General features: G+C 47.7%; 17 protein-coding genes and 1 tRNA gene. 6 read left to right on the forward strand and 12 right to left on the reverse strand.

Annotated features, from left to right (window positions below; all coding sequences use genetic code 11):
- Positions 1 to 27: 27 nt before the first annotated feature.
- Positions 28 to 231 carry a helix-turn-helix domain-containing protein gene (locus C9I92_RS00855; protein WP_047885526.1) on the forward strand — a complete coding sequence of 68 codons (204 nt, stop codon included), beginning with the start codon at positions 28 to 30 and terminating at the stop codon, positions 229 to 231.
- Between the two features lie 214 nt (positions 232 to 445).
- Here C9I92_RS00855 and C9I92_RS00860 read toward each other — a convergent pair whose 3' ends face one another.
- The 3 genes from C9I92_RS00860 to C9I92_RS00870 form a co-directional block, all read right to left on the reverse strand.
- Positions 446 to 1285 carry a hypothetical protein gene (locus C9I92_RS00860; RefSeq protein WP_047885527.1) on the reverse strand — a complete coding sequence of 280 codons (840 nt, stop codon included), beginning with the start codon at positions 1283 to 1285 and terminating at the stop codon, positions 446 to 448.
- Complete coding sequence (locus C9I92_RS00865; RefSeq protein ID WP_047885528.1) at positions 1282 to 2136, reverse strand: ABC transporter ATP-binding protein; 855 nt, start codon at positions 2134 to 2136, stop codon at positions 1282 to 1284. Before C9I92_RS00865 ends, C9I92_RS00860 begins: the two co-directional genes overlap by 4 nt.
- 435 nt (positions 2137 to 2571) lie before the next feature.
- Positions 2572 to 2880 carry a hypothetical protein gene (locus C9I92_RS00870; protein ID WP_047885529.1) on the reverse strand — a complete coding sequence of 103 codons (309 nt, stop codon included), beginning with the start codon at positions 2878 to 2880 and terminating at the stop codon, positions 2572 to 2574.
- 437 nt (positions 2881 to 3317) lie between these two features.
- Here C9I92_RS00870 and C9I92_RS00875 point away from each other — a divergent pair, with 437 nt between their 5' ends.
- From C9I92_RS00875 to C9I92_RS00885, 3 genes are all read left to right on the forward strand, one after another.
- Positions 3318 to 4349, forward strand: a complete 1032-nt coding sequence (locus C9I92_RS00875; RefSeq protein WP_047885530.1) for a ribonuclease T2 family protein — start codon at positions 3318 to 3320, stop codon at positions 4347 to 4349.
- A gap of 412 nt (positions 4350 to 4761) precedes the next feature.
- Positions 4762 to 4838 (forward strand) — tRNA-Pro (locus C9I92_RS00880).
- 321 nt (positions 4839 to 5159) lie between these two features.
- Positions 5160 to 5837: a SanA/YdcF family protein gene (locus C9I92_RS00885; protein WP_047885531.1), complete on the forward strand. Its 678-nt coding sequence runs from the start codon at positions 5160 to 5162 to the stop codon at positions 5835 to 5837.
- Between the two features lie 317 nt (positions 5838 to 6154).
- Here C9I92_RS00885 and C9I92_RS00890 read toward each other — a convergent pair whose 3' ends face one another.
- A complete protein-coding gene (locus C9I92_RS00890) occupies positions 6155 to 6424 on the reverse strand; it encodes a hypothetical protein (RefSeq protein WP_047885532.1) in 270 nt (89 codons plus the stop codon).
- Between the two features lie 165 nt (positions 6425 to 6589).
- On the opposite strand from C9I92_RS00890, the gene C9I92_RS00895 reads away from it, so the two are divergent.
- The gene (locus C9I92_RS00895; RefSeq protein ID WP_047885533.1) at positions 6590 to 7960 is read left to right on the forward strand and encodes an SLC13 family permease; all 1371 of its coding nucleotides are present in this window, start codon (positions 6590 to 6592) and stop codon (positions 7958 to 7960) included.
- Positions 7961 to 8339: 379 nt separating this feature from the next.
- Here the strand turns inward: C9I92_RS00895 and C9I92_RS00900 are convergent, their stop codons facing one another.
- Positions 8340 to 9320: a Gfo/Idh/MocA family protein gene (locus C9I92_RS00900; RefSeq protein WP_047885534.1), complete on the reverse strand. Its 981-nt coding sequence runs from the start codon at positions 9318 to 9320 to the stop codon at positions 8340 to 8342.
- Between the two features lie 157 nt (positions 9321 to 9477).
- Here C9I92_RS00900 and C9I92_RS00905 point away from each other — a divergent pair, with 157 nt between their 5' ends.
- On the forward strand, positions 9478 to 10548 hold the full coding sequence (locus tag C9I92_RS00905; RefSeq protein ID WP_047885535.1) for a ketoacyl-ACP synthase III: 1071 nt from the start codon (positions 9478 to 9480) through the stop codon (positions 10546 to 10548).
- Positions 10549 to 10802: 254 nt separating this feature from the next.
- Here the strand turns inward: C9I92_RS00905 and C9I92_RS00910 are convergent, their stop codons facing one another.
- The 7 genes from C9I92_RS00910 to C9I92_RS00940 all read right to left on the reverse strand — a co-directional run bounded on the left by C9I92_RS00910 (position 10803) and on the right by C9I92_RS00940 (position 18604).
- Positions 10803 to 12065 (reverse strand): DEAD/DEAH box helicase, encoded by a 1263-nt coding sequence (locus C9I92_RS00910; RefSeq protein WP_207103192.1) that lies wholly within the window; start codon positions 12063 to 12065, stop codon positions 10803 to 10805.
- 255 nt (positions 12066 to 12320) lie between these two features.
- The gene (gene nagK / locus C9I92_RS00915) at positions 12321 to 13229 is read right to left on the reverse strand and encodes an N-acetylglucosamine kinase (protein WP_047885536.1); all 909 of its coding nucleotides are present in this window, start codon (positions 13227 to 13229) and stop codon (positions 12321 to 12323) included.
- A 165-nt stretch (positions 13230 to 13394) separates the two neighbouring features.
- Complete coding sequence (locus C9I92_RS00920; protein WP_047885537.1) at positions 13395 to 14126, reverse strand: tRNA-uridine aminocarboxypropyltransferase; 732 nt, start codon at positions 14124 to 14126, stop codon at positions 13395 to 13397.
- 232 nt (positions 14127 to 14358) lie between these two features.
- Positions 14359 to 16392: a methyl-accepting chemotaxis protein gene (locus C9I92_RS00925; protein WP_047885538.1), complete on the reverse strand. Its 2034-nt coding sequence runs from the start codon at positions 16390 to 16392 to the stop codon at positions 14359 to 14361.
- A 360-nt stretch (positions 16393 to 16752) separates the two neighbouring features.
- The gene (locus C9I92_RS00930) at positions 16753 to 17529 is read right to left on the reverse strand and encodes an alpha/beta fold hydrolase (protein ID WP_047885539.1); all 777 of its coding nucleotides are present in this window, start codon (positions 17527 to 17529) and stop codon (positions 16753 to 16755) included.
- A gap of 19 nt (positions 17530 to 17548) precedes the next feature.
- Positions 17549 to 17980 (reverse strand): NUDIX domain-containing protein, encoded by a 432-nt coding sequence (locus C9I92_RS00935; RefSeq protein WP_047885540.1) that lies wholly within the window; start codon positions 17978 to 17980, stop codon positions 17549 to 17551.
- 276 nt (positions 17981 to 18256) lie between these two features.
- Positions 18257 to 18604 (reverse strand): DUF3802 family protein, encoded by a 348-nt coding sequence (locus C9I92_RS00940; protein WP_047885541.1) that lies wholly within the window; start codon positions 18602 to 18604, stop codon positions 18257 to 18259.
- Positions 18605 to 18681: the final 77 nt, after the last annotated feature.

Here is an 18681-nt window from a genome sequence, read left to right on the forward strand (position 1 = left end):
CCTTTTTTGCCGAGCGAGTAATACCAGATGAACCGAGCCCAATACCAAATTATCGCACAACGTATTTTTAAATCTGACAATCAACGCGTTGCTGTCGAAGCTGTAGTGTTTGAAGGCCTTTCCAGCTACGAAGCTGAGAAACGCTTTGATGTTCCTAAGGGCACACTGTCACGTAATGTTCGTAAGTACAAGCGTGAAGTAGACTACATCAAGAGTGTCACAACAGCCTGACCGCTGTTGCTGACAGGGAAGAAAATAAAAACGGAGAGCAGTGCTCTCCGTTTTTATTTCTATCAGTTCAAGGTGCTAAACAGTGCCAGTTTCCTGCAAGCAAACACCTACTAGCAAGCACCTACAAATAAATACTCGCAAACAAGCACCCGCAAACCATCACTGGCACAAAAAGTGTGTCCTAACTGGCTCTGTTTGCTGGCTAATGTCGCTATCACATACGTAGCATTTCGTCTCGCCCGCGTAACCAGACGGATGCCAGAAACATCAGTACACTAGCAACCAGCAGTATCGCGTTCAACCAGCCTAACATCAAATAAGCGGGCAGAGGTTCACTGCTGGTCAATACGGTTACCGGTAGCCAGTAAATATCAGAGAGTCGACTTCCCAGTTCCGTTGAACCCGTCGCCTGAATCATCGCAACCTTGAAGATAACAATCGCCATAATCACTGTTAATAGTGGATAACGTGTCAGCTGAGAAACTGCCAGCAGCAAGGTGGCAATCGGCAATAATGCCAGGCTCATCAAGCCAAGGCGCGTCACATAACCAATCCAGTGCATTGCGGCACCAGTTACTGAAATGCCCAGCGAGGCAATTACGTCCTGCGGCATAAAGAGCGACGCCAGCACCCAGACAATGGCATCAGCGCTAAGCAACAAAACGGAAGAGATAGCGGGAATAACCACCAGCGCGAAACAAAGCTTGGCCGCCACTGCCAGCGTGTCAGACACAGGCATTGAACGCCAGAACATCAGACTTCCCTCTTGTTTTTCTTTACGCATCGTCTTCGGAACATAAATAAAAAACAGCACTAAAGAAACAATACCGGCGAGCAACTCATTCAATTTCCCGATGAGTCCCGCAAACGCATCCGCTTCGATTCCCCAGTCAATCATCGCGCCCGAGCTCTTTACAGAGAACATCACCTGACTGTCTCCGCTAAGAACAATGGCAAAATTGACCACGGCAAACACGACAAGAAACAACGGCAGCTTGATAACGATTCGATATTCCAGCAGTTCTTTCTGTAGCAACGTCATCCAGCTTTTCATTGTTCCTCCTGCTGTAATGCCAAAAACACTTCTGCCAACGTTGGGATAGAGAGTTCCCCTAAGCGAGCCAGTTTTTCAGGGGGCTGATTGCGGTAATACCCCACTCGAGAATTTGCCCCATGTTGAATCCAAACCGGGCGGGCCACTTCTGCAGCATGGTATTGCTCGGGCAATAACTGTACTTTCGTCAGTTGAGTAACCGCATCGGCAATGGTTCCCATAAACACAGGCTTGCCGCGTTTTAAAATCAACACATCAGTCAGTAAATGGGCAATTTCATCAACTTCGTGGCTGGCAATAATTAACGCTCGGTCGTCTTGCTCAAACCATTGCATCAGGTGCTGGTAAAATGTCTCACGGAACATTAAATCCAGTCCCAGAGTAGGCTCATCAAGAATCAGAACTTTTGCCTGACTCGACATAACCAACCCTAAATGCAACTGCACTTTCATGCCTTTAGACAGACGAGAGATTCGGGTTGATAACTGTATATTTGTTTTTTTCAGAAACTCATGAACAGCGTCTTTACTGAATTTCGGGTGCACGCCGGACACAAAATTGATCACCTGCTTCACGGTCATCCACTCCGGTAACATGGCAACATCAGAGATGTAGGCCAGATCCCGGACGATGTTCACCCGATCCTTACGGGGCGACAACCCAAAAACAGAAAGCTCGCCATCAAAATCATGGGCACCAAGTAAACTTTTGATTAATGATGATTTTCCTGCACCATTGTGGCCAAGCAGCCCCATCACCTGCCCGGCTTTCAATTCAAAACTGACATCCATCAGGGCTTTAAACCGGCCATAAGATTTGCTCAGTTGTTTCGCTTTAATTAAAGTTTCCACACTTTACGCCTGTATATTTTTTCTTTGCATTTATTTTTTGACAGGCCAGATTTCTTGGCACAATCAATGCTGAAGCACTAGTTTATACCAAGCCTAAATTGATATACAGAATCCGATAGATTGCTCAGTTGATAGCACAGAATGAGCAAGATGACAGCGTCCGTTTCAATTGTAAGAAACTTATATTACATCAGACAAAGGAAAGACAATAAAAGACAGAAGCGCCAAACCATATTTGGCGCCCAAGTAAGAGGTAAAGAGAAAATCACTCTCTTTAATCATTAGAATTCATTGAGAGTTAACTGTGTACGCATTACACGCAACAGAAAATCGATAATTAAATGGCTTAATTATCGGTGAACAAGATATCTTTTTCTTATTCACGAATCAGAACTTGGTGCTCAAAACTCGTTAACTAAATATATGCAGTCAGTTTTATACTTCGTAGCTGTTTTCCAGCAATTCTTCCGGGTGTACCCCGTCTTTTTCCATCTGCGCCAGGATCTCATTCATACGAACCTTACGCGACTCTTCTTTAAACTCGTGCAACACAGCAATCAAGTTATTAATCTTCTGTAATGGAATACGCTTAATTACAGCTTTCTGACGACCAGGAACCTCATCAGCAAAATCAATCAATATCTGGCGGTAATCAACGCGCTCTTCTTTAACTGAACCTGATTTACTATCAACGCTTTTCAGCATCGCTGATAGCGCCTTTTCAGCGGCAGCAAAATTATCCATGAATTATACCTCTTAAACCGAATACCACATCCGGCTCATTCTGAATCGACAGAAGATATGATTGACTCTCAGCGAGGCACGGAATTGATAATCGAAAAGTCACAACAAAAAACACAGCCTCAGAACTGAGCTGGTTTGACAAACATTCTGAACCACATTCAATATGCAGGACACTAGTCATTTAAAGCATTGTCATTGAGAGCATAGAGCGTGGCAATCAGAAACCACTAAGGTTAGACAGGCCGATGATACCTCTACTTCTTGTACATGTGAACTTAAATTTCTGCAAAATTAACCTTCGTTCAGGTAGTAGCAGGTTTTTGTTCTTTCAAAATGAGTGTGGTTCACACTTGTTTGTTTGGCAACAGTTTATCTATATGAATCGTATCCTCTATAATATCTGCAAATATTTCCATACATACGCGCCTAATTAAATCATGCCAATTTCACAGACTCGTCCAATTAAACATTTCGCTTTTCTGCTCATTGCCAGTTTAGTCCCAATTACCAGTTTCGCTTCAGTTAAGGTTAATGGATCGTTCACTGCCTCAGAACGGTGCCCGGCTTTTCAATCCATCAAGAAACAAGCTAACCCGGGCGACTGGTACACTGATTCCGGCAACACCTATCAGGCATTACAGCTTAACAAACCAAATGGCGACTGGGTTCAGTTGGCCATTCCTGGTGCTCACCCGCAAGAACGCTGGGTAAACCTTAATTGCGGTAAAGCGGATTTCACACAATCTCAGTCGCCGCCATTTACGGCATCTCAGAATAATAAACGCCAAAACAACCAATGCCAGATTCCAAACCAGCATGACTCCTATGTTCTGGCTGTCAGTTGGCAAAAAGGATTTTGTGAGCACAACAAAAATGCCAATCAAAAACCTGAATGCCGTGCGATTAACCACAATAAACTCACTGTTAATAATCTGACCTTGCACGGTTTATGGCCGAATCGAAATGTTTGTGGCACCCAATATGGGTACTGTGAACCCGCTGAGCCAATGCGCCTTTCACCTTCCACGATAAAAGCGATCGCTCCCTGGATGCCTAACTTTTATTATGAAACTGACTTTGGTGAATACCAGTGGAAGAAACACGGTGCCTGCCAGAACCGCGCAGATGACGACTATTTCTTATTGGCCACAAAATTAGTGCAACAGGTCGATCAGTCTGTGGTAGGGCAATTCATTAAAGCTAACATTGGCAAATCCGTCCCTGTAACTCACTTCCGTGAGATGATGGTTGCGTCATTGGGCGAAAGTGCAACCCAAGGTATTCAGCTTTCTTGCCTGAACGGTCATTATCTGCAAGAGATACGCCTTTCACTGCCGAATGATTTTGAACAACACTCAACACTACGTGCCAAGCTTGAAGCATATTCTGCCCAGACCGGTTTTAAAAAACGGGGACAAGACAAGGCGTTCAGAGGGAACTGTCAGGCCAATATCCGCATCGAGGATTAAACGCTCCCCCAGTTATTGCCAGGAATCCTGATTTTCCCACAACACAAATGTTCTCCCATGACACGAATGCAGCCTGTAATGGCCTTACCGGCTGCATTTGTTTCTACCCTTAGCACGCTATCCTTACTTAGCGCCGCTCCTCGTCATGGTTTGATTAAACACCGCGAATGCTTCTCTTGCATTTTTACGACAGGCACACAATCATCAGTCAATCAGTAGCCAGTAGCCAGATATCCAATAACAGACATACACAGCCAGACAGTTACAAACCAGAGATAAGATGGGGAATTTTTCACCAAACAACCGACCTGTTCTGAGAGATAGCTTAAATTTCTCGTGGAGAGGCTATTGCATTCTTTATTTTCTTGAGTACACTCATTTGCACTAACGTAATGAATATAAAGCCTTTTGGCGGACATTAGCGCAGCCTGGTAGCGCACTACTCTGGGGGAGTAGGGGTCGCTGGTTCGAATCCAGTATGTCCGACCAGAAGGCTTTTTTATTCTGATGCATCTTCCCTACTCTCAACATTCACTTTCAGAGCACCTTTTTCATGCCTCCTTCGGCTGAAGGTATTTTTCTGTGTACCTTTCCTCAATCCTTTGTTACCAGTGAAATTTTAGTCATCTCTGATTAATAATGCCGCAGATCCCGTCGCGACATGATGACGATTCTGACCGTTAGTTTACAGAAAGTTATCAATAAATTAAGGTAGTATACTTACAGCAGGCTTGAGCGTATGTTGTTCAGTCATGCTGCTAATGATGAATAGTAATGAGGCTTTCACAGATATATGGTTCCACTTCTTTTATGAAACTGCTGTTTTTCTTACGCATCAGTGTTGTTTTTCTGATTCTGTTTGCCTCATCTGCCTTGCTTGTTGATCGGTGGTTTACGTCTCAGGCTTCGTCGCGAATTTTTGAAGATACTGCAGATATCCCAGCCCGCTCAGTCGGTCTGGTGCTGGGCACCAGCAAATATATCGCGAAGTCACTGAACCCCTACTATCAATACCGGATGAATGCCGCCCAAAACCTGTACCAGTTAGGTAAGGTAAATGTGCTGCTACTCAGTGGTGATAATGCCCATCGTTCTTACAATGAACCCTGGACCATGAAGCGGGACTTATTGAAGGCCGGGATCCCGGATCAAAACATCGTGCTGGATTACGCGGGGTTCAGAACGCTGGACTCTGTAGTGCGCGCTAAAAGTGTGTTCGATGCCGACCACTTTGTCATTATCACACAGCGCTTTCACTGCGAACGGGCACTCTTTATTGCTAAACAAAACAACATCGATGCCATTTGTCTGGCCGTACCTGAACCCAAAGGTGCTGCGGGAATGAAAATCCGTGTTAGGGAAGTATTCGCACGCGTAAAAGCGGTTATTGATATCTATGTGCTAGATATGCAGCCGAAGTTTCCGGGACCGAAAGAGCCAATCTTGCAACAAAGGCTTGAACAGGATGCCCCACATTCATCACTGTAAGCCCGCAACGCACACGCTGACGTAAATATAATGCTGTGTCATCAATTCCTTTCGATGAACCGGCTGACTAACGGATACAAAAACGCCACTGAGTTTCAGTGGCGTTTTTCATCACAAATACTGTTCAATTGACTTTCGCCTTAGAGCCGTCGGCAAAGGATCTGATAAATTTTTCTCTTACGCTACGCATGTGAGTTTGTACTTCACTCTGAATGCGCTTTTTCATCAAAACCTTCTTTGTACTCATTGTGTCCCTAGCCTTTTTGTATATTAATTATGATTCCTTTTTACTTATGATACATAAGGCATAACAGTAACTAAATACTGTATTCATCAGGTGCCAACCTTAATTGGAGCAAGATCACACTTGTTTCGCCAAAAACCTGCTGTGCGTCCATAACACCAGTCAAAGTATTGACATTGTTGTTCAGGTCAGATTCATCCAAATGATGCCCTTCTGCCAGGCGAACATCATCATTACGCCACGACTTTTTTGTTAACATATCTGACGGTGTACCCCATAAGATGCGACGGGGAATACTTTCTGTTTCATGGGTGACAGCTTCAATGGGTATATTCCCACACATTCCCTGAACACCAACTCACAAAAAGAAAAACCCACCCGATAAAGGCACAACATTTGCGCGCTCTTTGGTTAACAATAGCCATACAACTGATAACATCTGTACCCGATTCACCGCCAAGACAAGCACTTGCTCGGTAATAACTATAATCTAGCGAAAGGAACTATTATGACAGCCTTGACCATGACCCTACGTAAGTGGCTGTTTGACCGGAACAGTATTATTCTGCTGGCAGACATCGCCCTTTTTACAATACTGCTGAATACCCTGCCTTTTGACCACAACGTGGTTGTCGGCCTGAGTATTCTGGTGTTCGTTGCTGTACTTTGGCTGACGGAAGCGCTACACGTCAGTATTACCGCTATCCTGATTCCTATTCTGGCAATTGGATTTGGCATTTTCCAGACGCCTCAGGCGCTCAGTAACTATGCCAACCCGATTATTTTCCTTTTCCTGGGTGGTTTCGCTTTGGCAGCCGCACTGCATAAGCAAGAACTGGATAAAGCGATTGCTGACAAAGTACTGCTGATGGCTAAAGGCAAGATGTCTGTTGCCGTATTCATGCTGTTTGGGGTGACTGCAGGCCTGTCTATGTGGATCAGTAATACAGCCACTGCTGCAATGATGCTGCCACTGGTACTGGGTGTCCTGAACAAAGTTAACGCCAAAAGTGAACGCAGTACTTATGTCTTCGTGTTGCTGGGTATCGCTTACTGTGCAAGCATCGGTGGTATCGCAACCATCGTTGGTAGCCCACCAAACGCCATTGCCGCTGCAGAAGTGGGTCTGAGCTTTACAGAGTGGATGGCATTCGGTGTGCCAGTTACAGCTATCCTGCTACCTGTTTCTGTAGGTTTGCTGTACCTGCTGCTTAAACCAAACCTGAACCACACGTTCGAACTGGATCATAAGCCGGTTGAATGGACCAACGGTAAACTTGCGACACTGGTTATCTTCTCTATCACTGTCTTCCTGTGGATTTTCAGCAAACCGATTAACGCATTCCTGGGTGGTTTCGGCAGCTTCGACACTCTGGTAGCTCTGTTTGCCATCGTCATGCTGGGCACCTCGCGCGTTGTTGAGTGGAAAGATATCCAAAAATCAACTGACTGGGGCGTTCTGCTGCTGTTCGGTGGTGGTATCTGTCTGAGTAATATCCTGAAAGCAACCGGCACCAGTGTGTTCCTGGCTGAAGGGCTGAGTGGTTTCCTGGATCAAGCTGGTCTGTTCTTCACGATTCTGGTTATTGCGGGCTTCGTTGTCTTCCTGACTGAGTTTGCAAGTAACACGGCAAGTGCGGCACTGCTGGTGCCAGTATTTGCGACCGTAGCAGAAGCGTTGGGTGTATCACCTGTCATTCTGTCTGCTCTGATTGCTGTTGCCGCTTCATGTGCCTTCATGTTGCCAGTGGCAACACCACCTAACGCAATCGTGTTTGGTTCGGGCCACATCAAGCAGTCTGAGATGATGAAAGCCGGTATCTACCTGAACCTGGCTTGTATTGTGGTGCTGACACTGATTGCTTACCTGTTCTGGTAATCCGCCAGCCTGCTCAAACATTCAATAAAAAGGGCCTCTCAAATTGAGAGGCCCTTCTGTTTCTGCCATATCCCGGCCCAATTACCCCCAATCGCCCCAATAAAAACGCCTTCATAGCACTCACGGATGCCAATCTACTGCCCTCTCGTCGTAATACACGAATGCTCCCTAGCGACAAAAAAGCCAGACAAGCATCTCCTGGCCGGGTTACACACAGATTCAAATAAAAAGACCAATATGAACAGCTGTAAGCTGAACATATCGGTCTTTTTTCGTTCATCAATATCGTGCGTCTAAAAGCACCTGTGTTTTTAGGTATCCTTCAGTTGCTGCTTATACATCGACTCAAGTCAGACGAGCAGTATTCACTGATTAGGTATTACAGCTTATCGGCCGGATAGCGCACACCAATAATTTCTCGAGCCTGAGTAATGATTGCACTGACAATCTGGCTGCGCAGTAACCCTTCATGGTCAACCTGCTGGCTCTCTACCAATTCGGCAAAAACTTCGGCCTCATAGCGCATCGCATTCTCATCCTGCGCTACGGACAAATCGACGACGGGTTCACCTCGACGGTGCAGTTTTACACCATGACATTCAGAAATAAAATCAACCAGTAACGTACCCTGCTCGCCCTGAATTTCACTTGGGATAATTCCATCGCTCACTTTTGAGTGACACACCACCACGTCACACTCGCGGTAATGCAACACAAGCGTACCGTGCGCATCAACACCCGAATCCAGAAGTGCCCCCTGTGCCGTAAAACTGTTAGGCTCACCAAACAGTGCAATCGCCGTGCTCAACGGATAAATGCCAATATCCATCAGTGAACCATTGGAAAACGCCGGGTTAAACGTATTCGGATTTTCACCGTCCAGGTATTTCTGGTAACGGGAAGAGTACTGGCAGTAAGACAAATACACTTTGCGCAATTTACCCAACTTCGGTAACGCCTGTTTCATGGCGTAAAAGTTCGGCGTATACGTTGCTTTCATAGCTTCAAACAGCACCACCTGATTCTGTTGCGCGACATCAATCAAGTCCTGAACTTCAGTGAAGTTCGATGCAAGCGGCTTTTCACCAATCACGTGTTTACCTGCCTGAAGAAACTGTTTCGCCTGCGGGGCATGAAACGAGTTCGGGCTGGCAATGTACACTGCATCGATAGCCTCAGAGGCCGCCATCGTTTCCAGCGAGTCAAAGCACTCAGCGGTATCATATTTTGCGGCAAAGGCTTTCGCCTGCTCCATTGTCCGGGAGTATACCGCTGCCAACTGATACTTGCCTGACGCGAGCGCTGCCTCGATAAAACGGTCGGTAATCCAGTTTGTGCCTATTACACCCAAGCGAATCATGGTTTATTCCTTTTTTTAATGTGTACCTGCTGATTGTAACAAATCCTTTTCCTGATGAATCGCTCCATATTTCAAGCTGACGCACTGATTTTCTGTTGTAATTACGTTAAGGTGTCATGGCGAAATTGTGTTGGACAACAATAATAAGAGTCATCCTATGTACTATGCCGAAATTACTGGTTGGGGAAAGTGTCTGCCGCCAACCGAACTGACAAACGAAGAACTGAGTCAGTTTGTTGATACTTCTGATGAATGGATCCGCACCCGCACCGGTATTCATTCTCGTCGCATCAGCCATGTGAAAACTTCTGAACTGGCCAAAGTGGCTGGCGAACGCGCACTGGCTGCGGCAGGAATTGATGGTTCCGAGCTGGACCTCATCATTGTCGCGACGTGCTCACCGGATACCCTGGTTCCAAATATCGCGTCGAAAGTCCAGCTGGATTTAGGGGCTAAGAAAGCCGCAGCATTTGATATGAATGCGGCATGCACAGGATTTCTCTACGGGCTGGAAACAGCCAGTAAAATGATTCAGGCCGGCAACTATGAGCATGCACTGGTTATTGGTGCTGAGCGTCTGTCCTGGTATCTGGACTGGAGTAAACGTGACACGGCAGTTCTGTTCGGTGACGGTGCGGGTGCTGTGGTATTAAGCCGCTCCACACAGCATTCTGGACTACTGACAGCTCAGCTGGGTTGTGATTCAGAAGGTCGCGACGTACTGGCGATTCCGGATTTTGGAGTCGGGATGGATCGCTACAGCCCGGATGCAGGACACTTTGCGTTCAACTTTGTCGGACGTGAAATCTTCCGCCGTGCGGTGCGTGGAATGGGAACCGCAGCCAAAATGGTCATGGAGCGCGCTAACCTGACGCAGGATGACATTGACGTCGTCATCCCCCATCAGGCAAACCAGCGCATTATTGAAGCGCTGTGCGAGCATTCCGGCATCCCGCTGGAAAAAGCCTTCATCAATATCCATAAATACGGCAATACCTCGGCTGCCACTGTGCCTATCGCGCTGTGTGAAGCCGTTGAAGAAGGCAAAATCAAGCCTGGAGACACCATTCTGTCAGCTGCCTTTGGTGCAGGGTTGACCTGGGGGGCTGGCGTCATTCAATGGGGACCGAGGGTTGAGCCACGCCATCCGTGCGATGCGGATTTGCCTGAATGCCACTTCACAGCCACAGAATTACTGGCCGACGCCATCAAAAACTGCAAACGTTAACAGCAGTTATCGGATATGTCCGTCATGAGTCTCTGAAACAACAAAACCCGTGCAGCCTAATGCACGGGTTTCTTTTCGTCGAGAGCACACCTTTTGGGGGCTGAAATATTCTGGTACTTAAGGTGAAGGCTGTGGAAAGTTACGCGATATAGCCAAATACCTATTAACCAAACAGCTATTAGCTAAACACATATTAGCCAAACATCTATTAGCCAAACATCTATTAGCCAAACACCTATTAAATACAGATACCGTTAGCGGCTGACACGACGCCCACGATTCTTATGAATCTGATGCTTAGCTTTGGCGCGGCGCTTATCGCTTGAACGACCTCGACGGAGATTTTCCAGTGGTTCTGCCGTTGGATCCGGCTCATAACCTTCCAGCCATTGCTGCGGCAAGCGGGTATCCAACAGTTCTTCAATGGCTCGCAGCGCCCATTCTTCATCAAGACTCATCAACGAAATTGCCTTGCCGGTCTGGCCTGCACGCCCGGTACGACCGATACGGTGCACATAGTCTTCTGCTTTAAACGGCATATCGAAGTTCACAACATGCTCTAGCTGTTCGATGTCCAGCCCTCGAGCGGCCACATCCGTCGCCACTAATGCACGCACTTTACCTTCTTTGAACTGCTCAAGCGCACGTTGACGAGCGCCCTGACTTTTATCCCCGTTAATAGAAACCGCTTTGATCCCATCTTTACCCAGCTCTTTGGCCAGTTCATCGGAGCCCTGTTTGGTTTTCGTGAAAATCAGTACCTGCTGCCAGTTGCCGGAACCGATCAGATAAGAGAGCAACTCGCGCTTACGATGCTTATCTACCGGGTAGACCATTTGTTCTACCGTGACGGCAGTACTGTTTGCCGGAGATACTTCAATTTCTTTCGGATCCTTGAGGATACGGTACGCCAGCTCTTTCACTTTCGGGCCAAACGTCGCAGAAAAAAACAGTGTCTGACGCTCAGCTTTGATGCGCTTCATGATCCGTTTGATATCGTCAATGAAACCCATATCCAGCATGCGATCCGCTTCGTCCAGCACCAGCATGCTGATCTGGCTGAGATCAACGGTCCCGACATAGGCATGATCCAGCAGGCGTCCCGGCGTTGCGACCAGAATATCCACGCCCTGTTCCAATGCTTTTACCTGCATCTTAATACTGGTTCCACCGTAAGCCGTGACAATGCGTAAATCGGTTTCTTTGGCATAACCGCTCAGGCTTTCAAAAACCTGCTGCGCCAGTTCACGGGTCGGCGTCAAAATCAGCGCCTTCACGGTTTTAGCGCCATAAGAACGTGCCGGTTCCGCCATCAGCTGCTGGATCAACGGCAAGCCAAACGCTGCCGTTTTGCCGGTTCCGGTCTGCGCGCCCGCCAACACATCATGCCCGGCAAGCACTTCAGGAATAGCCTGTTGCTGAACCGGTGTCGGCTGTTGAAAACCCAGAGCATGGATATTGGAGATAAGTTGGCTGTTAAGCCCTAAAGCTTGGAAAGGCATGTTGGAATCCGGCATTGATAAAACGAGCGGGGATTCTAGCAGAGTTCATTCACAACCGTTAGCATCTGGCGAGATTCATTACACTTTCTCACTGTCTACCTTTTCATGATTCTGGCTGTACCCCGTCAGTATCAGCCAACACGCGGATTCCCCGAAAAGCAAAAAAGCACCGCCAGCGGTGCTTTTTTCATTGAGGTTATTTCTTTATAACCTTGTGTCCTTATAAAGAACAAAAATAGTTTTGCTATGCGATTTTGCTACAGCCGCCGATTAGCGGATGTTCAGGAATGCCGCACCACGAACACCACCAGCATCACCGTGTTTCGCTTTGATGATTTTAGGTACGCGGGCAACCGACAACAGGTGCTTAGGCAGTCGTTTAGGCAACTCTGAATACAGCAGGTCAAAATTCGACAGTCCACCACCCAGCACCACCACATGCGGGTCAAACGCCGTGAACAAGTTTGCCAGACAGATTGCCAGCATTTCCATAAAGCGATCGACATGCTCAACGGCTTGCACTTCACCTTCGCCGTACTGCTTGATGATGTCTACCGCTTTCAGATTTTCGCCATAGTAATGGGCATACAGCTGCTCGAAACCACGACCAGACAGGTAGTTGTCAATACAGCCTTTATTGTTACAGCCGCACTCAAACAACGGTGCTTTCTCGCCCAGATGGAACCAGGCATCGATAGGCATACGCGTATGACCCAGTTCACCCGCGACGTGATTTTTGCCGGAGAAGACCTGGCCATCAATGACAATGCCGCCACCAAATCCGGTGCCCAGGATCAGACCCAGTACGGATTTTTCACCCTGCAGCTCACTGTCCCACGCTTCTGAAAGCGCAAAGCAGTTAGCGTCATTATCAATCTGAACGCTACGACCAATACGGCTTTCCAGATCTTTACGCAGGAAACGGCCTTTGGCTGCAGGCACATTTGAAGTCAGTAGTGCACCATCTTCCGCATCTTCCATACCCGGAATACCAATACCGATCTGGCCCTGAGTTCCAAATTCACGGTCGGCTTTTTCAATAATGTCGACAAGGATATCCACCAGCTTGTCGTAATCATCCCCCGGTGTCGGTACTCGCTCAGTAGCCACCCGCTCCAGTTTTTCGTTAAAGGCGCCAAATTCAATCTTGGTTCCGCCAATATCAAAGCCGTAGTACATCCCGCACTCTCCGAAAGTCATTTAAAAACAAAACTGTAAAAAATTATCCACACTTCTACACCTACAGACTGTGATGAGGTACAGATTTAGCGGGGTCTGTTCCATGCGCTCTGTCGCGATTGCCGAAAGAAACATCGATATGTTGCATATTGTAACGCAGGAATGTCATTTTATTACTGAATAGCCGGCCATACATTCGGACAAATCTTTCAGCGCGTTTGCTTCCGGCAAGGTGCGATTGAGCTTGCCGGTCATGTAGCGTTCGCGAAATACATCAAACCACAAGTCGAGCACCTCGGCATTTTTTGTCTCGCCGTACAGATCCACGATACGTGCAGCCACTTCAGCAGTTCCCAGCTGATTGGCTTTGGTGGCTTCGCGCACCTGATAACGGGAAGGCTTATCCGGATCTATCGACAGCACAGGCAAGTGATTCAGATATGGGCTCTTCCGGAACATTTTCTTGGCTTCCGCCCAGCTGCCGTCCAGCAAAATAAACAACGGCCGCTTATCCGGTTGCGCACTGACTTCCGCGGCCACTCGCTCAGGTACCGCGTATTCGGCTGGGAAAATCACATATGGCTGCCACTGTGGATCATTAAGCAGGGCCAGCATGTCGGGATTGGGTTCCGTCCGTGACCAGATAAACGCAAACGTATCTTTGAACAAATCGGCCACTAATCGCCCGGTATTGCTTGGCTTCAGCACTTCATCGTCATACATCAGCAGCATAAAGGCAGCCTGAGAATCAATGTCTGGCTTACTTGAACAAATACACAGGTGAGTACGTAACATGCAGTAGAGACAGCGCTCAACTTTACCGCCTCGAGCCAGAAATGGCCGGGTTGAGCGAGCAAGACGCTCATCATACAACTTATGAACAGCATGAATACGCATAACAGATACCAAACAATAAAAAACGCCAGCATTGTACTGGCGTCTGAATCAGTTGCAATGATTACGCGTTAATTCCTACCGTTAGACGTGTTCTCATGGTGTTTTTTACGCTTTTTCTGCTCTTTTTTCACAGGGCTTTTTCGCAGGGCATTTTCACAGTTTTTTTTCTGCTCATTGCCTCTGTTGCCTGTTTACCAACAACCTTGCCCGACGGGAAAACAGGCTTATCCGTTCACAGTTTGTAAGTTGCCAGTAAGTCCTGCTGTTGATGAGCAATGTCCGCCACCGCTGCGGCCTGTTTTACCAGGGTCAGTAACTGAGCGTTATTACGTTCTGCCTGCCCGGAAACCTGTCCGACGCTTCGCCCTACTTCGACCGAGGCGTTCTCCTGCTGCTGGGTAGCGGCTGCAATCGTGATGATTTTATCGTTAATGCCCGTGATGACTTGCTGCATCTGGTGAATGGCCTGCTGCACCTCGTGACTGAGGGTGATTGTCGAGGTCATCTCCTGTCGACTTACCAGCATCGCTTCGTTCGCATCCCTCGCGGCGCGGTGCAGTTCGTTAATGGTCTGTCGAATGGATTCTGTTTGCATATTGGTTTCTTTGGCCAGCTTGCGGACTTCATCCGCCACCACCGCAAAGCCCCGCCCCTGCTCTCCTGCTCGGGCCGCTTCAATGGCCGCATTCAGTGCCAACAGGTTTGTGCTGTCCGCAATCGAGCTAATTAGCTCCACCACTTCCGTGATCTTGTTAACATGGGTATCCAGCTCGGTCATGCGCTTTTCATTCACCGCAAACTGATTATCCAGCTCCCGCAGCCTCACAGTACTGCGTTCTATAATTGCTACGCCGTTTTGCGCCAGCTGGCTGGCCTGCTCTGCCTCAAGCTCAGATTCAGCCGTACTGCTGACAATTTCTTTTATTGAAATTTCAAGCTGTGAAATCGCCGCTGAAATCGTATTCAGCTCATCGCTTTGTTCATTCAGCGCCTGACGTGACTGAGAAGCCGCCTGCTGACTGCTCTCTGCGGCAAGATTCAGTTCGTGGCTGTTAGTAACCAATCGCGCCAGGATTTGTCTGTTATTGGCATTTGACTGTTCCAGCAACGAACCCAGCACCGCAAATTCCTTTGGCATGCGTTGCTCAACCTGAACCGTCAAGTCACCTTCACTGGTCGCTTTGACAACCCGGTCAATTGTCTTTATCGATCGTTGTACCGACACACTGATCCAGACACTGGAAAACAGAGCCAGTATCAGCCCCGCGATACTCAATGTTAAAAACAGCGCCGTCGCCTGTTCGCTGGCATCAATGACTCCCCGCTCACCTTGCGCCACCAGCTGATTGGCCCCCGCAGTCAGGGTTTCGAGCTGTCCCATCATCTCATCAATATGCAGTCTTACCCGTTCAGCTTTTCCCGCCTGGGTTTGCATCAGTGAAAGGGTTTGCAGTTTCAGCGCGATAATGCCGTCATCGGCAAACAGCGCTTTCACCATATCAAACGGCACGGTGACGCTGGTAAACTCTGTCATCGCCGGGTTGATCCGGTTCATTTCCTGCCAGGCGTATTCCATACCGGATAAATTGGTCCGGCGTAAATCTTTGGCCAGCTCCTGCGCTTTATAGACATCAGTTTCCAGCATCAGCGCCATCAGATGGCTCGCCATCTCAAGCGAATGATTCACGAAGTTGGTCACTTGGTTCATACCGGTCGGATTATCATAAAACACATCCTGTCCGACACGGCTCATTTCTGCTCTCACTGATGAAACGGCATAATTCATCATGGCTTTATCGGCAAACAGGCGGGTTTGATTCTTCAGGATCTGTTGTTGTGACTGATTGAGCTGCTCGCCCATCGTGACAATTTCCGCATGCTGTTGCTGCAACTTCACCACACCATCCGTTAACCATCCAATACGGTGTTCAGCCGACAGGCTTTCGAGCGTCGTCAGCGAAGTGGCCATGGCGGTATACCCGGTTTCAAACTGTCGGTAAGCCGTTTCTAACTCCTCGACCGAGGCGCTATTGATAACTGACGACAAAGCTTGCGCAGATTCCAGAGCGGCCTTGACCATGACAGCATTATTCATGGTGACCGGAATCGCCTGCTGACTCAGTGTTTCAAATTGCCGCGAAACATTTTTAAGGCCATCGTTACCAAAGAAAGACAGTAAACCGCCAGTGGTAACCAAAATGAGGAACACAATCTGAATTGAACGAACAATTGAGACTTTTGCGCCGCTCGGAGAGAGGATTTTCATTATTGTCATATTCCTTTATTTCTGTTTTTGGCGAACAGCATCAGTGCGTGATGGCCTTATACGGAACCGGGATCACACTGATTATCGCTAGCGGGCAAAGTACAAGAGAAATATGACAGGGAGATTTCAGATTTACGGGATTATCAATAAAAACAAAGTGATTGCCTTTACCGGTAACTGTACAAGCAATCCCTTTGAGTGGGAACCTCGGGATAGATAACCTCGAGAATGGTAATTCCGTGAATGGTAATCCCGTAAATGGTAACCCCGTGTGGGGCAACCCTGTGTGGGGCAACCCTGTGTAACCATAGGGTTGCTTATTGGCTTTAAGAAAATTCGGGTAATTCGCTGAACGACGAATCAACTACAGTCAGTGTTCAGCAGGAATCGGTTAACGATGTTTCCTACCGTCTGCGGGTCTTCATGGTGACAAGCATGAGAAGTAAACGGCAGGTTGGCAAACTCGGCATCGGGAATACTCGCTTTCAGCAACACTGCTTCCTGTAGCGCAAACAGAAAATCATTATCACCGCGCATGATCAGTACCGGACACTGAATAGCTTCGACCGTCTGATTCGGGTAGCCCGTGTGTGAAACATCCAGCCAAACGTCTTTCACCGCATCGACCAACCGCGAGAAATCCGGAGTCGGATTGATGGCCTGATACCTCGCGACATCCTCAGGGAAACGTTGAGCCCAGAAATCCGCTGACAAGCTTTGCAGTACACGAATCGCGGGATCATCAGGCTCAAGACGCCATTGTGAACCGAGTGTCACCAGCCGTCCGACCTTATCCGGATGGGCTGCTGCCAGTCGATACCCGACAATTCCGCCATCACTAAAGCCAAAAATGGCGTACTGATTTACCTGCAGATGATCCAACACAGCCTCAATATCTTGTTGGTATTGCGCGTAACTGAGCGGAGCATCTCCCAGTGCTGATCTACCATGCCCACGAAAATCAACAGCGATAACAAAAGCGTCGGCGGGAATATACGCCCACAGAGGCTCCAAATCATCGATGAACCCAAGACCGCCATGCAGTACCAGCAGCGGTTTGCCATCCCTGTTCCCCGATAATTCATAATAAATATCGGCGCCATTGACCGTTAAATAATGTCCTGTTTTATTCATCATCGTTCCTGATTTATTACACCTAGCCATGTATTTGAACTGAGTCTGTCTCGACGTCCACCAGCAATGTAACGGCGATATCTCGTGCGTCCATCGGGTAAAGCTCAAGCGTACTCAATTGCTCAAAAGGCAGCCAAACTAACTCATAACGGTTTCTGATATTCTGTTTTTCAAGCTCAGGTCCGTTTCCCAGCCTGGCTGGTATGTTATCAACATTGGCAACAAAGAAATGCTCTCTTCGCCCCATATTCAACAATGAAAATACAGGAGAAAACTGCTGAAGGACAAAGGAGGTTTCTTCAAGTGCTTCGCGCTGCGCCGCGGTTAACAGGCTTTCCCCTTGCTCTACACCGCCACCGGGAAACACCCAATAGTCTCTTTCTTCCTTGATACGATGAATAAGCAGGATTTCTCTCTTCGGATTAATCAGAAGTAAACTCACGCGCGGTTTCATGGCTAATCTCTTTGCTAACTTTTATCTGATCTTTTCCTTGGCTTCTCTTTTTGGCCTTGCATCCCTTTTAGCTTGCCTTTTTTAACTTGCCTGTGTGTGGCTTGTTCGCTTCGCCCTTCGCTTTTAAGCTGGCCTGACGGGTTAAAGCCATGCTTGGTCAATGCGATCAAAAAAGGCAGCTGAGCTGCCTTTTTACCATTCGGTCTTTAGATGTTTTTGAGACCTCTGTTCGCACCACATGGCCTGCCGTGACCAAGTATCAGGAACATGGTTTACTTACTGAACGTGCTGACTGATCGCACTGTCAAACAGGTTTTTGACAAGACCAATATAGTCTTCCAGAAACATCACCTGCTCATTAGTCGGACTTCGCATCAAGGCCCCGGCGAGGACTTCATTCAGGTCTTCCATCACAGCATCGGCTTCCTGCATCAACCTGAAGCGAAAATCAGGTTCCAAATCTGGGTTTTGCGAAAACACAGCCATTAAATTGGTTGCAATCATGTCCGTGACAACATCTTCAACCGTCTCATTACACGCTTCTGTTTCCGACTTCTCAAACAGTGATAAGTGCTCGGTAAAATACTCAATCAGCGCGTGATAACCTTCTGATTCAACAACCATAATTATTGTAACTCGTTCTAATACTCATTCTAACAGCACAGGTATCGGAAGCGCCGGTGAGCAATCCATTCTGCTAC

Origin of the sequence: Photobacterium ganghwense, from assembly GCF_003025595.1 — a bacterium.
GTDB classification, from domain to species: Bacteria; Pseudomonadota; Gammaproteobacteria; order Enterobacterales; family Vibrionaceae; genus Photobacterium; species Photobacterium ganghwense.